13 protein-coding genes are annotated in these 14,840 nt (G+C 34.4%); 3 read left to right on the top strand and 10 right to left on the bottom strand.

Features of this window, described 5'->3' with window-relative positions; genetic code table 11:
• The first annotated feature begins 190 nt into the window (after positions 1 to 190).
• On the top strand, positions 191 to 1,822 hold the full coding sequence (locus AC4BB2_RS00135) for an ABC-F family ATP-binding cassette domain-containing protein (RefSeq protein ID WP_490473448.1): 1,632 nt from the start codon (positions 191 to 193) through the stop codon (positions 1,820 to 1,822).
• 128 nt (positions 1,823 to 1,950) lie between these two features.
• On the opposite strand, the gene AC4BB2_RS00130 is transcribed toward AC4BB2_RS00135, so the two are convergent.
• From AC4BB2_RS00130 to AC4BB2_RS00120, 3 genes are all read right to left on the bottom strand, one after another.
• On the bottom strand, positions 1,951 to 2,622 hold the full coding sequence (locus AC4BB2_RS00130) for an ImmA/IrrE family metallo-endopeptidase (protein ID WP_490473447.1): 672 nt from the start codon (positions 2,620 to 2,622) through the stop codon (positions 1,951 to 1,953).
• A 575-nt stretch (positions 2,623 to 3,197) separates the two neighbouring features.
• Entirely contained in the window at positions 3,198 to 4,064 is an 867-nt protein-coding gene (locus AC4BB2_RS00125; RefSeq protein WP_490473446.1) for a DegV family protein, read from the bottom strand.
• A 159-nt stretch (positions 4,065 to 4,223) separates the two neighbouring features.
• Positions 4,224 to 5,516, bottom strand: coding sequence for an adenylosuccinate synthase (locus AC4BB2_RS00120; protein ID WP_207694392.1), 1,293 nt, complete (start codon positions 5,514 to 5,516; stop codon positions 4,224 to 4,226).
• 308 nt (positions 5,517 to 5,824) lie between these two features.
• Here AC4BB2_RS00120 and AC4BB2_RS00115 point away from each other — a divergent pair, with 308 nt between their 5' ends.
• Positions 5,825 to 6,307 carry an AmiS/UreI family transporter gene (locus tag AC4BB2_RS00115; RefSeq protein WP_490473445.1) on the top strand — a complete coding sequence of 161 codons (483 nt, stop codon included), beginning with the start codon at positions 5,825 to 5,827 and terminating at the stop codon, positions 6,305 to 6,307.
• A 62-nt stretch (positions 6,308 to 6,369) separates the two neighbouring features.
• Here the strand turns inward: AC4BB2_RS00115 and dnaB are convergent, their stop codons facing one another.
• The 6 genes from dnaB to rpsF form a co-directional block, all read right to left on the bottom strand.
• Positions 6,370 to 7,743, bottom strand: a complete 1,374-nt coding sequence (dnaB, locus tag AC4BB2_RS00110; RefSeq protein WP_490473444.1) for a replicative DNA helicase — start codon at positions 7,741 to 7,743, stop codon at positions 6,370 to 6,372.
• A gap of 140 nt (positions 7,744 to 7,883) precedes the next feature.
• The gene (gene rplI / locus AC4BB2_RS00105) at positions 7,884 to 8,336 is read right to left on the bottom strand and encodes a 50S ribosomal protein L9 (RefSeq protein ID WP_490473443.1); all 453 of its coding nucleotides are present in this window, start codon (positions 8,334 to 8,336) and stop codon (positions 7,884 to 7,886) included.
• An 85-nt stretch (positions 8,337 to 8,421) separates the two neighbouring features.
• Positions 8,422 to 10,422 (bottom strand): DHH family phosphoesterase, encoded by a 2,001-nt coding sequence (locus AC4BB2_RS00100; protein WP_490473442.1) that lies wholly within the window; start codon positions 10,420 to 10,422, stop codon positions 8,422 to 8,424.
• Between the two features lie 242 nt (positions 10,423 to 10,664).
• Positions 10,665 to 10,904 carry a 30S ribosomal protein S18 gene (gene rpsR, locus AC4BB2_RS00095; protein WP_010762117.1) on the bottom strand — a complete coding sequence of 80 codons (240 nt, stop codon included), beginning with the start codon at positions 10,902 to 10,904 and terminating at the stop codon, positions 10,665 to 10,667.
• Positions 10,905 to 10,929: 25 nt separating this feature from the next.
• Positions 10,930 to 11,493 carry a single-stranded DNA-binding protein gene (gene ssb, locus AC4BB2_RS00090; RefSeq protein WP_490473441.1) on the bottom strand — a complete coding sequence of 188 codons (564 nt, stop codon included), beginning with the start codon at positions 11,491 to 11,493 and terminating at the stop codon, positions 10,930 to 10,932.
• Positions 11,494 to 11,540: 47 nt separating this feature from the next.
• Positions 11,541 to 11,843, bottom strand: coding sequence for a 30S ribosomal protein S6 (gene rpsF, locus AC4BB2_RS00085; RefSeq protein ID WP_069663270.1), 303 nt, complete (start codon positions 11,841 to 11,843; stop codon positions 11,541 to 11,543).
• A gap of 315 nt (positions 11,844 to 12,158) precedes the next feature.
• Here rpsF and AC4BB2_RS00080 point away from each other — a divergent pair, with 315 nt between their 5' ends.
• Positions 12,159 to 13,685, top strand: coding sequence for an AMP-binding protein (locus AC4BB2_RS00080; protein WP_490473440.1), 1,527 nt, complete (start codon positions 12,159 to 12,161; stop codon positions 13,683 to 13,685).
• Between the two features lie 42 nt (positions 13,686 to 13,727).
• On the opposite strand, the gene menC is transcribed toward AC4BB2_RS00080, so the two are convergent.
• Positions 13,728 to 14,837 (bottom strand): o-succinylbenzoate synthase, encoded by a 1,110-nt coding sequence (gene menC, locus AC4BB2_RS00075; protein WP_490473439.1) that lies wholly within the window; start codon positions 14,835 to 14,837, stop codon positions 13,728 to 13,730.
• Positions 14,838 to 14,840: the final 3 nt, after the last annotated feature.

Genomic DNA, 14,840 nt, shown 5'->3' with positions numbered 1-14,840 from the left:
TATTGTTTTAAAAGTACACTGATAACTACTTTATTAGAATGTTTCACATGGAACACTCTTTTTTAAAATCTCGTATTTTAATAAAAACCATAAGGTATTTCTGAAAAAGACTGAAATTCCTTGAAAAAGTAAGGTTTCCTCGCTATAATGCAGAGAGGTTTAACTATTATATATGAAGTGAGGAAAACTATTGATTACTGTAAATGATGTAAGTTTGCTATTTTCAGACCGCAAACTTTTTGATGATGTAAATATTAAATTCACACCTGGTAACTGTTATGGCTTGATTGGCGCGAATGGTGCTGGTAAATCAACATTCTTAAAGATTTTATCTGGTGACATTCAACCAACAACTGGGAATGTTGCATTAGGTCCCGATGAGCGTTTAGCTATTTTGAAGCAAAATCATTTTGACTTTGAAGAAAACACAGTTCTAGAAACTGTTATTATGGGTCATAAACGTTTGTATGAAGTAATGAAAGAAAAAGATGCTGTCTACATGAAAGAAGATTTTACTGATGAAGATGGTATCAAAGCTGCTGAACTTGAAGGTGAATTCGCTGAGCTTAACGGTTGGGAAGCTGAACCGGAAGCTGCTGTTTTACTGCAAGGATTGAATATTCCTGAAAATCTGCATGACCAAAAAATGAGTGAACTAACGGCTGGTCAAAAAGTCAAAGTGTTACTTGCTCAGTCTTTATTTGGTAAACCAGATGTTTTACTTTTAGATGAGCCTACCAATGGTTTGGATACTCGTTCAATCAACTGGCTGGAAGAGTTCTTGATTAACTTTGAAAATACCGTTATCGTTGTTTCCCATGACCGTCACTTTTTAAACAAAGTATGTACACACATGGCGGATCTTGACTTTGGTAAAATCAAATTATACGTTGGTAACTACGACTTTTGGTTAGAATCAAGCCAATTAGCAGCAAAATTACAATCTAACGCAAATGCGAAAAAAGAAGAACAAATCAAAGAATTACAAGATTTTATTGCTCGTTTCAGTGCGAATGCATCGAAATCAAAACAAGCAACTTCTCGTAAAAAAATGTTGGATAAAATTACATTAGATGATATTCAACCATCTTCACGTCGTTATCCATTTGTTGGTTTCACTCCAGATAGAGAAATTGGAAATGATTTACTGCATGTGGAAAATGTTTCTGTCACAATTGACGGCAAGAAAATATTAGATAATATTTCTTTCTCTTTAAACAACGTGGATAAAGTGGCCTTCATTGCCGATAACGATATCGTTACAACAACTTTATTCAAAGTAATCATGGGTGAAATTACACCTGATACAGGTAGCGTCCGTTGGGGTGTTACGACAACTCAAGCTTATTTACCAAAAGATAACAGCAAAGACTTCGATACTAATTTAACGATTTTAGATTGGTTACGTCAATTTGCCAGCAAAGAGGAAGATGATAATACGTTCTTACGTGGTTTCTTAGGAAGAATGTTGTTCTCTGGAGAAGATGTTCTTAAATCAGTTAATGTACTTTCAGGGGGCGAAAAAGTTCGTGTCATGTTATCTAAATTGATGCTGTCTAAATCAAATGTTCTTGTTTTAGATGACCCAACAAATCACTTGGATTTAGAATCTATCACAGCTTTGAATGATGGATTAATGGCATTTACAGGAGCTATTTTATTTGCTTCTCATGACCACCAATTTATTCAAACATTAGCTAATCGTATCATCGCAGTTTCTGATAAAGGTGTGGTTGATCGTGCGGATACAACATATGATGATTTCTTGGAAAATAAAGATATTCAAAAACAATTAGATGAATTGTTTTCTGGTGAGTATTAATTTTTAATACTATTCTAAAGCCTATAAAATAGATTTTGAGTCTATTTTGTAGGCTTTTTTGCCATATAAACATACAAAACCCCAATGAATAAGTGATTTCATTTACTGCCTTTTACTTCAAAAACAGCTCAAAATAAATCGTTTTGTTTCTGCTTTAATCGATATTCTAACTCCTCAGCAAGCGTGGTAACAATAAATCGGTCTTTGTTATTAACTTCATAACGTATATCCTTAGCAAAGCCTTTAGCAGCTTTAAAAGGGATTCCCAGATCCACCTGCATCATTTGAATCAAGCGAACAGTTAATGCGTCCTCAGATATTCCAAAAAAATCGGATAATTGAACTATACTCCAACCTTTTTTTAAAAAATGGACTAAAGTCTTATCCGGAATTAAAATAATTGATGCACCTATATTTGCTTGAAACTCCATTAACAGCTTAGGATAGAACATTTGTAAACTTTTTTGTGTATCTATAAATACAGCATTTTTTGCATTATCATGGAATAAATAGTGAATGATTTCATGACTGATAACAAAATTTTTATTTTTTTCATCTAACTGTTGATTGAAAGTAATTGTCGTCTCCAGATGATCTCGAAGGAGCATTCCAGAAATACGTTCATTTGCACCTTCGTTAAAACTGAATCCTCTAATTGCCACTCCTTGAGATTTCACTAACTCCCAAATAGGAGAGTAATTGTATTCCTCACAACTAATCTCGTTATCAATCATAACTTTTGAAATAAAGTCATTTATCTTAATACAAAAATCAGCATATTCTTTTATATAATTAAACACCTGCTTATCCCCCAATCTATCTTTTGTTGTTCTCTTTTTAATCTGACAAAATATAATAATTTCTCCGACAAACCATTTGTATTTTTTGTTATTTTATTGTTTTTAAGTGCCAGATTTTATAAGAAGTATCTTTTACATTTTTGATTTTACAAAACACACTTTGTAAAGAGATTGTAATTCATTTGTAATATATTTGTAATCAGACTTAAGTCTTATTTTTGTTTGCAAACCAAACCCTACAGTTATCCATCAACCAGATTGACCATATTTAAACGATGAATCTCTTCATAATCAATGAGTATTTGTATTTACATTCTTTCTTATTACTGATCTATAAATAATTTTTTTAAGGATCACAAAGTCATCTTACTGAAAATCATATTTTTTTTATTTGCTGCCAATATCTTATCAAAAGACTTTTACTTTTTTCTAATATGCACAAAAAAACAAGCGTAATCAAGAGAATTTCAAAAGTTTACCTTTCAAAAAATCTTTAGATTAACACTTGCATATATATGTCTTATATTTGTATTTTTTTATAAATTGAACTTTTTCATTTAATCAAACTAAATTATCTATCTTTTCTTTCCTCTTGAAAATACCGCAATACAGCCATTTCCTGTATGACTCGTAATCGTTGGTCCTAGTGGATGTAGGCGGATTTCTTTGACTTGAATTTTTTCTTCGATTAATGATTTTACTTTCTCAGCACTTTCTACATCCCCAGCATATGCGATAAACACCGTTTGTTTTAATGGTTCGATCATTCCCTGAACAGTTTCATCAGCTAGTCTTTTCAATGCTTTCCCACGCCCACGCACTTTTCCAATATTTTGTAGCTTACCTTGTTCATCCACTACAATAATCGGTTTAACATTCATTAATCCGCCAATTGCAGCAGCTGCTTTAGAGATTCTACCGCCACGTTCTAAATGGTTTAAATCATCCACAGTAACCCAGGATTGAACAGTCATTTTATTTTCAGATAACCATAATAAAACATCTTCTAAAGAATGCCCGTCTTCTTTTAATTGGATAACCTCACTAACGAGCAATCCTTCACCTAAACTAGCAGCTTTTGTATCAATAACATAAATTTCTGTATCCTGGTACTCCTCTTTCAGCATGTCTACAGCCTGCATTGCACTCTGATAAGAGCCACTTAAGCCTGAAGAAAAAGCCAAATATAGTATAGGAACTTTCTTTTCTACAAATGGTTTAAAAAATTCAATGTATCTTCCCACATTTACTTGAGAAGTCGTCGGCATACCACCAGTTTTTATTTCTTGTAAAAACCAGTCATAATCAAAGGTTTTACCTAAATCATCGATCAATTCTTTACCATTCAACTGTATTGTCATACTGATAAAATCAACATCGTTTGCTTCTAAATATGTATATGGTAAATCACAACATGAATCTGTCATTAATTTAAATGTCATTTTAAATCCTCCCTAACTGTTTTTCCATTTTAACATATAATTGATAGATACTCATACATTATTAGATAAGTAAGTCATCAAAAAATGAACCTTATTAGAAAAAAATGAATCAAAAAAACGAGAGACAACATTTTCTTTGTCCCTCGTCTGATTTTAGTTTTAAATTTGTGCCCAAACGCTCTCTAACACATTCGTTTGATTACGGTCAGGTCCAACTGAGAATGTTGAAATACGCACGCCTACTAATTCTGAGATACGGTGTACATAGTTTCTTGCATTAGCTGGAAGATCAGCTAATGTTTTACATCCAGTGATGTCTTCTGACCAGCCTGGCAATTCTTCATAAACAGGTTTGCAACGGCTTAACTCTTTCAAGCTGGCTGGATAATGATAAATCAATTCACCATCTAATTCATACGCTGTACAGATTTTGACAGTGTCTAAACCACTTAAAACATCGATTGAGTTCAATGATAAGTTTGTGATTCCTGATACACGTTTTGAATGACGCATCACAACTGTATCAAACCAACCCACACGGCGAGGACGACCTGTTGTTGTTCCATATTCTTTCCCTACTCTACGAATCGTTTCTCCTGTTTCATCGAACAATTCTGTTGGGAATGGACCATCACCCACACGTGATGTATATGCTTTACAAACACCTACAACTTTATTAATCTTAGAAGGACCGACACCACTACCAATCGTAACGCCTCCTGCAACAGGATTTGATGACGTAACGAATGGGTATGTTCCTTGGTCGATATCCAACATAACACCTTGTGCACCTTCGAATAACACGCGTTTACCAGCATCTAATGCATCATTTAAAATAACAGAAGTGTCTGTTACATATTTTTTGATTTGTTGCCCATATTCGTAATATTCTTCGAAAATATCTTCAAACGCAATTGGTTCGCTGTCGAACATTTTGACAAATTGACGATTTTTTTCTTCTAGATTGATTTTCAATCGTTCTTCAAAGATTTCTTTGTCTAATAAATCAGCAACACGAATCCCCACACGAGCGGCTTTATCCATGTATGCTGGACCAATCCCTTTGATTGTTGTACCGATTTTATTCTCACCTTTAGCATCTTCTTGTAATTGATCCAATTGGATGTGGTACGGTAAAATCACATGTGCTCGGTCAGAAATACGTAAATTATCTGTTGTTACATTATTTTCTTTTAAATAAGCTAGCTCTTTTACTAAAGATTTAGGATTGACTACAACGCCATTTCCAATCACACTGATCTTGTCTTTATAAAAGATACCAGAAGGAATCAAGTGTAGTTTATAAGTAACACCATCAAATTTAATGGTATGACCTGCATTATCTCCGCCTTGATAGCGTGCAATGACTTCAGCATTCTCACTTAAAAAGTCTGTGATCTTTCCTTTTCCTTCATCGCCCCACTGCGTTCCGACTACTACAACTGATGACATTCGAACACCTCGTTCTAAATTATTTTGTCCTGATTCATTGTACCAATAAAACAGAACGCTTTCAACAAAAAAATCGAATATTACCATTTCCAAAAAATAAAAACAGGTTAAAACACGAACATTTATTAAAATATAAAAAAACATTAAATAAAAAGGCGAATATTGAAGGGATATTCAATGAATGAAAATCAGTTGTCTTATCCTTAGTGAAATTTTTTTATCTGAAAACAACAAATTTTTGATTACTTTTTTGGAAAATTAGCGTAAAATGTAATACGCAATTCATTTTAAATAGGAGGGTTTTTATTTTGTTGGGTGTTGTATTATTATTTGTTGGCATTACATTGATTAGTAATGGCTATTGCGGATTAGCTGGAGTAGATGGCAAATCGGCAGCATTTATAAATTTATTTACAGGAAGTATTACGTTTATAGTTAACACTGCTTTTTTATTACGGGGAGAGTATTTTTCTGCCGGTACAGGATTTTTATTTGCTTGTACGAATCTTTTAATGGGTGTCCTCTTTCTTTTTGACTTAGACTGGCGAGCATATGGTATTTTTGGATTATTTGTGGCTGTCAATGCCATTCCTTGTGCTTATCTTGCTTATGCTAGTGGTGATTGGCGCTTCGCTATCATTTGGATTCTTTGGGGGATTCTTTGGTTTAGCGGATTTTTGGAAAATGTTTTATCTCTTCCTATTAGAAAATTTGTTTTATATTTAGCAATTTTTGAAGGAATTGTTACCGCTTGGATTCCAGGATTTTTAATAATAGCAGAATTATGGTAATTAAAAAAAGAGCTTTAAACCAGTTTGAATATTGGTTTAAAACTCTTTTTAGTTTTTAGTCTTTAAAAATCATCCGGCCTTTGAGATAAGGAAGCGAACTTATTAAACTCTTTAATAAATAACAACTCTACCGTCCCTCGGGCACCACTTCTGTTTTTCTCAATAATTACTTCAATAACATTATCTATTTCTGGTGGCTCATGATCCCCATCTTCGCCGCCTTCACCACGGTCGTAATAGTCATCACGATAAAGGAAAGCAACGATATCCGCATCTTGCTCGATAGATCCAGACTCACGAATATCACTTAATACTGGACGTTTATCTTGACGTTGTTCTACACCACGAGATAATTGTGATAAAGCAATAACAGGAACTTTTAATTCCTTCGCTAATTTTTTTAATTGACGGGAAATTTCAGATACTTCTTGTTGACGACTTTCTCGGCCAGTTCCTTCAATCAATTGTAGATAATCAATTAAAATCAATCCAAGATTTCCTCTTTCTTGCGCTAGTTTACGGCATTTTGCCCGTATTTCTGTAATTTTAATACCAGGCGTATCATCAATATAAATTTGCGCTCTAGATAAACTTCCCATTGCGATAATTAGATTTTGCCACTCATCTTCTGATAACTGTCCAGTACGTAAATGTCCCGCTTCAATTGAACCTTCTGCACAAAGCATCCGATTAACAAGTGACTCTGCCCCCATTTCCAAACTGAAAATAGCAACAGAACGATCTGTTTTGGTTCCAATATTCTGAGCAATATTTAGAGCAAAAGCTGTTTTACCAACGGCAGGACGGGCGGCAAGAATAATCAATTCTTCCGCTTGTAGTCCAGCAGTCATTTTATCTAAGGCTGGATAACCAGTAGGCAAGCCTGTAATTTCTTCATCATTTTGATACAATTGATCGATGTTTGCGATTGACGTGTTCAAAACATCTGCAATTGATAAAAAGCCACTTCGATTTCTTTTTTCTGATACTTCTAAAATACTGCGTTCTGCATCATCTAGGATTGTTTCAACATCTTCACCTTGTTCAAATCCCTTGGTAACAATCTCTGTAGCCGTTTGGATCAAGTTGCGAAGTAATGATTTTTGCTCAACGATTTTAGCATAGTAAACAATATTAGCCGCTGTTGGTACAGCTAATGCTAAATCTGACAGGTAGCTTAAACCACCCACATCTTCTAATAAATTCTCTTGCTCCAAACGATCTTTGATCGTGATAACATCAATTGCTTCATTTCGATCATTCAAAGTAAGCATAGTTTGAAAAATCAATTGATGATTACGGCGATAAAAATCTTTTGGTTCTATGTATTCTAAAGCATCAATGATAACTTCAGCATCTAAAAAAACCGACCCTAAAACGGCCTGCTCTGCTTCCATACTTTGGGGCGGTACTCGATCTTGCCATACTTCATTCATTTTTTTCTCTCCTATAGCTCAAATTACGCCGTTCAGTCTTTCTATTTTAACAAGAAACGACAGAAATGTACACTGACAATGCTATATCATTTATATGTCAAAATATGAAAAAAACAGAGGAAATCCTCTGTTTTTGCTAGTTATTCTTCTACAACATGAACTTTAATTATTGCTGTTACTTCATGGTGTAATTTTACTGGGACTTTTGTAAAACCTAGTGAACGAATCGGTTGTGATAGTTCCAGCTTACGTTTGTCTAATTTCACCTTATATTGCTTGTTTAAGGCCTCTGCGATTTGTTTTGAAGGAATAGACCCAAAAAGACGTCCATCCTCTCCAGCCTTCGCTTTAAGCTCTACAACAGTCTCTTCTTTTTCCAAGAAATCTTGCATTTTTTTTGCTTCAGCTAAAACTTCAGCATCGTGTTTATCTTGCGCCTTCTTTTGTCCTGCAAGAGCACTGATACTACCTTTATTTGCTTCTTGGGCGTACCCATTTTTTATTAGGAAATTTTGTGCGTAACCTGTTGGCACTTCTTTCACTTCACCTTTTTTTCCTTTACCTTTAACATCTTCTAGAAAAATGACTCTCATATGTTTTACTCCTCCTCGTAGAATAATTATCAACTCATCCAGATCTGACAGACATGATTAAGACAGTTCTTATCACAAAAAAATTTTATCTTTTTTCCGTAAGGTTAGTCTGCGAATCTAAATCATACATCACATCTATATTTTGATAAATCACTTTCAATAGCTGCTCTTTTACTTCTGCTACTGTTACATTAGCTAATTGTACCGCAGCATTCGTAAAATGACCACCTCCGCCCAAATTTTCCATAATCAGTTGGACGTTAATAGATCCGTTACTTCGTGCGCTAATACCAATTTGCTTATCAGTCCGTTTAGTTATCACAAATGCTGCATTGATTCCCACCATCGATAACAAAGTATCCGCTGTTTTAGCCGCAGTCACACTATCATATTCTTTGTCTTCACTACCTGCAATAAGGACTGTATCTGGTGTCACATACTCACTTTTTGCAATCAAACTGTTCATTTCTAAATAACTAGTTAAATCTGAGCTTAATAAGTATTGTACTAAAGATGAATCAGCACCACAAGTTCTTAAATAACTAGCAACATCAAATGTGCGTGCTGTAGTTCGAACACTAAAGCTTTTTGTATCGACAACAATCCCTGCAAGTAATAAGCTTGCTTCCAGTTTATCCAATCGATTTTGTGTACTGCTTTGATATTCAATTAATTCTGTCACTAGCTCTGAAGCAGACGAGGCCGAAGATTCAATATATGAAAGTAATGGTTTTACTGGAAACTCATCTCCACGACGATGATGGTCAATAATTACAACTTTATCAAACTGTTCATATAACTCTTGTGAAATTGAAAGTGATGGCTTATGGTAATCTACCATGATTAGTAAACTACTATCCGTTTTTCTTTTCATTGCTTCTTTTGGGGTAATAATTTGTTTAGCTAAATCTGGATACTTTTGCAGTTCCGTCATGACACGTTCAACATCTGGTATACTCTCATGTTTCTCTAAAACGACCCATGCTTCTTTATCATGAAATTTTGCTAATCTGGCCATACCAAATGCTGAACCTATAGCATCCATATCTGGAAAACGATGTCCCATGATATACACATCTGAAGATTCCGACAAGATTCCTTGGATTGCTGTACTCATCGCACGAGAGCGAACACGTGTTCTTTTTGCGACAGAAGCAGTTCTACCTCCATAAAAAACAGGTTTGGCATTATCTTTCGCTTCTTTAACAACAACTTGATCGCCACCTCTGACTAATGCCATATCTAAATTAGTTTGGGCTGTGTTCCCTGCTTGGCTTAATGTTTCTCCGCCATAAGAAATACCCATACTTAGTGTAATCGCAATCTCCCTTGTACTAGATTCTTTTCGAATTTTATCTAAAATCTGAAATTTCGAATCCATCATTTTTTTGATATCTTCTAGCTGCGCAATAAAAAAGTAACGTTCCGCATTCAGCCTTTTATAAAAAACTTGATATTCATCCATCCAATCAGAAACCATTGTAGTGATAAAACTATTCAAATAAGAAATTTCTTTTTCGTCCATACTATCTGTAATATCATCATAATTATCTACTGAAACAATGCCTATAGCTGTCTGCATTTCTAGTTTTTCTTGATATAAATTACTTTCTTTCGTAATATCTCTAAAGGTAATCGTACTTTGATTTGTGTCAATATTGAAACGATAAACATGATCCTCAATTTTAAAAATATCTTTACCTTTTTCTGCTAATAATACGTATGTCTCAATTAATTCTGGACTAATCAGCGATTGACCATCTTTTCTAAAAATATTTTCTGCAAAGGGATTCAACCATTTTGCTTCTTTTGTATTAGAATCATAATTTATGATCCCAACAGATACTTCATTGAAAGCATAATCCAATGATTTCTCTGCAATTGTACTGGCTTCTCTAATTTTTTCTGTATTAGATATCTCAATGCTTTTAATTAGGTATACTATTCGATTTATTAATATAAGATTGAGTATAACTAGTCCAGCTATCGAAATATATTTATTAGATATAAAGAAAAATAGTACTGCTTCTAATAAAAAGAGAACGAATACAGAACTCAAAATCCGTTTCATTCCATTTTTTCCCATTATAAAGACTCCTCCGTTGTGCTACAGATAAGCTTATTTTAGCATAAAAATGAGTTTTCTGCGAATCGTATATGTTTCACGTGAAACATTCTAAAAAGAGTATGTATTAACAATTAACAGACCCTTCCAGAAATTATAAAACAAGACACGTACTCTACGTTCTTTATTCCAAGTAATATTATCTTTGACCATAAAAAAAAAGGATCAAAGGCATATACCTTTGATCCTTAGTAATTGCTATATTATTGCTCTTCACCAACAAATGGTAATAAGCCCATGATACGTGCACGTTTGATTGCAATTGTTAATTTGCGTTGATTCTTAGCACCAGTACCAGTTACACGACGTGGTAAAATCTTTCCACGTTCAGAAATGAATTTTTTTAGTAATTCGATATCTTTATAGTCAATATATTCAATATGGTTTGCTGCAATATAATCGACTTTACGACGTTTACGTCCGCCTCTTCTTTGTTGTGCCATTCTTATTCCCTCCTATCAAATTCGTTTAGAATGGTAAATCATCATCTGAAATGTCAATAGTTGCTCCTGTTCCACCAAATGGATCAGAATCTCTATCAAAATCAGGCATACCGTTATTGTTAGACTGAGAGGATGATTGATTAAAATTGTTTTGTCCAGAAAAATCATTATTTTGTGGTGTTTTCGGTTGGAAACTTCCACCGCCACTATTAGCACCAGCGTTATATGATGATCCTGATCCTTCTTGTGTTTGTCTTTGTTCTGAAGCAGAACGAGACTCTAACAATTGGAAATTCTCACATACAACTTCTGTAACATACACACGTTGACCTTGTTGATTTTCATACGATCTCGTTTGAATACGTCCAACGACACCTAACAATGTACCTTTACGTGCATAGTTTGCCATTGTTTCAGCAGGTTTACGCCAAATCACACAATTAATAAAATCTGCTTCACGATTTCCATTTGCATTCGTAAAGTTACGGTTTACCGCTAAAGTAAATGTCGCAACCGCTGAACCACTAGATGTATATCGTAAATCTGGATCTTTTGTTAGTCTTCCAACTAATACAACGTTGTTAATCATTTAAACATCTCCTTTCGTCAATCCAATGTTTCACGTGAAACATTTTCTTATGCTTCTTCCTTGATAATCATGTGACGGATAATATCGTCATTGATTTTAGCAAGACGATCAAATTCATTGATTGCTCCTGCAGTTGATGGAGAAGATACTTTAACGATATGATAGATGCCTTCACGGAATCCGTTCATTTCATATGCTAAGCGGCGTTTTTCCCAATCTTTTGATTCGATAACTTCTGCTCCGTTATCTTTCAAAATTGTGTCGAAACGTTCTACTAAAGCAGTTTTTGCTTCTTCATCAATGTTCGGACGAATAATGTACATAATTTCATAATTCGTAGCTTGACTCATTGATTTCACCTCCCTATGGACTTTAGGCTCTTAGATTGCTAAGAGCAAGGAGAGTTATCTAAAATATATAGACTACTCACAATTTTTCATTATACAGCTAAAAGCTGATAAAATCAAGCATTCTTAACAATTTTTGATCTTTTTTTTTATTAAGCAATCATTCTCTCTTATGCCTTACTTTAATATACGTTTAAATCTACTTTTTTCATTTTTTTGTTATTAATTTAGGTTATTTATTTTTCATGGTATACTATCCTTGTTCGTTATTACACAAAGATTTATTACACTAACGTAGTTTGAAAGGATGCATACCTATTGAATCAATTATTAGAATACCAACCACTTAACTTGTATACGAATTATCTTGAAGCCTCACTTAATTTCCCTGAAACTACCATTATTCACGATGAAATCTTACCAGCTTTTCCTGAGCTTGGAACAAAGTACACCTACAAACTAAGCCACGAAGCTATTTTAAATCGTGCCTATAAACTAGCTAGTTTAGGTGTAAAGGCTGAAGATAAAATCATTATTTTTAAAAGCTCAAAATTCGATACGTATTTATTAGCCGTTGCAGCTTCTTACTTAGGTGCTGTTCCCGCAATGATTTCTTATCATTTTCCAGCAGAAACGATTGAAGTTTTTGTTGATCGTTTGGAAAATCCATTTATCTTGTTTGATGAAGAAACAGAAGATAAAATTGCTAAAGTAAAAAATAGTTCACCAGAAAAACAAATTTCAATAATAAAACTTTTACAGGCTCCCACTAAAAAAGTTCCCCAAGAGGAATTATCTAAAGATGCTATTGCTTATATGACACATACCTCTGGAACAACTGGGATTCCTAAATTGATTTGCCACTCTGCTCATTCGATGGGTTGGCGAACAAAATGGCAAAAAACGATTTTTACAAAAATTGCTGAAACAAAACTTGTTGGTTTTCATATTTCACCTGTTCACTCTCGTTTTAATATTGGTGTCTCTTCTTTAATGGCAATGGGTTTTCCAATGATGCCTTTGTCAATTTCAAACAGTGATTCCGTTTCAAAAATGCTCTCAACACATCAACCGATTGCTCTTGAAACACACCCAAACAACTTTGTTCAGTGGACAACCTTAGCAAAACAACAACCTGAAGTTTTTGCCAGTGTTCGTTATTACCACTCTACATTTGATGCAATCAACAATGCAACGATGGCAAGTTTCTTAAAAGCTTCAGAGAAAAATGAACCAATTTTTCTCCAAGTCTATGGACAAAGTGAATGTGGCCCAATGATCTTAAAAGCACATACCTTAGAGTCATTGAAAACATCTGATGCCCGTGATATGGGTATTGGATTACAAGGTTTAACTGAGGCTCGTATTGCAGATAAAGAGGGTAATGTCTTGCCAGCTATGACAGATGGACATATTCAATTTTTATCTAAAGGACGCGCGCTAACATACTATAAAGAAGATGATCGATTCCAAGCGACTGTTTTTGGTCCATGGTGGGATAGTGGTGATTACGGCTTCATGGATGAAAATGGTCATTTATTCCTGAAGGATCGTCAAGTAGATTTGATTGAAAAAATTGATAGCAGTTTAGCAATCGAGGATCATTTGTTGGATTCTCTAGACTTTCTTCAAGAAGTCATTGTTGTCAGAGCTAAAGATAATTCTCCTCAGCCAATTTTAGCAGTTGATCCAAAACTAGGAATGGATTGGGATGCTTGGTGGGAGCAAGTTGCTGATTTGCCTCATTTAAATAAACCTATCATTATGGATTGGGAAGAAATTCCTCGTACAGCTACGATGAAAGTACAACGACTACAGATCGAAAAAGCATTGAAAGAAAAATAAAAAGCATCTCAGACGAAGTGGAAAATTCGTCTGAGATGCTTTTTATTTACTAAATATTGTTTCATAAATCCCATATTTTGCTACTATTTCTCTAGATAAAGAAACACCAATTCCCAATCCATCAGGTACATTTATTTCGCCATTATGGATTTCAAAAGGTTCCATTATAATATCTTCATAATAATAACGATCAGAAGCTGAAATATCACCTGGGAAAGTAAAGATTTTTTGAGAAGCGAACTGTAGATTCAATGCCCGGCCAATACCAGATTCAAACATTCCCCCTAACCAAACAAGTAACTCTTTTTCTTTGCAGAAATCGACTATTTTCATAGCTTCCGTGATTCCACCTACTCTAGGAATTTTCAAATTGATACTTCGGCAGCTCCCTAATGAATAAGCTAATTCACAATCTTTCAACGTCCGAATATTTTCATCCAAACAAATAGCCGTTTTTAGTTCTCTTTGTAAAAGTGCGTGGTCTAAAAAATCATTTGCTGCAAAGGGTTGTTCAATCATAGCTAAATCATACTCATCTAATTGCTTTAAATAAGGTATGTCTTTAATGGTATAGGCTGAGTTGGCATCTACCATCAACGTTAATTCAGGAAATTTTTTCCGAATCGCTTCGATTGGTTTTAAATCATAACCCGGACGGATTTTTAATTTGACCCGTTGATACCCTTGTCCTACATATTCAGTAATTTGATCCATCAATACAGCTAAATCAGTTTGAATCCCAACACTTACTCCAACGGGAATTTGTGTTCTAGTATCACTAAAATACGTTTTCAGGCTCGTTCCATTTCGTTTGGCATATAAATCCCATATTGCTGTTTCAAGGCTGGATTTTGCCATTTGATTACCTTTCACTTCATCAAAGAGAATCGATACATCTTTAGGGTGGTGAATCTCTGCATCTTTCAACAAAGGGATCAGGTGTTTTTCGATAATAATTCGAGCAGTATCTATTGTTTCTTCTATGTAATCTGGCTGTTCAAAAGGAACTAACTCCCCCATCCCTTGGTTACCCAATTCATCTGTGACCAATAAAATATCGAATGCTTTTTCTGTTAGACGACCATAACTAGTTTCAAAAGGAATACGCAAAGGCAGTCTGACACGATAACGATCAATTCGGTGAATTCTCAACGG

Source organism: Enterococcus sp. AAFC-DPL-5146, assembly GCF_058216635.1.
This window is presented reverse-complemented; position numbering and strand designations above follow the sequence as displayed.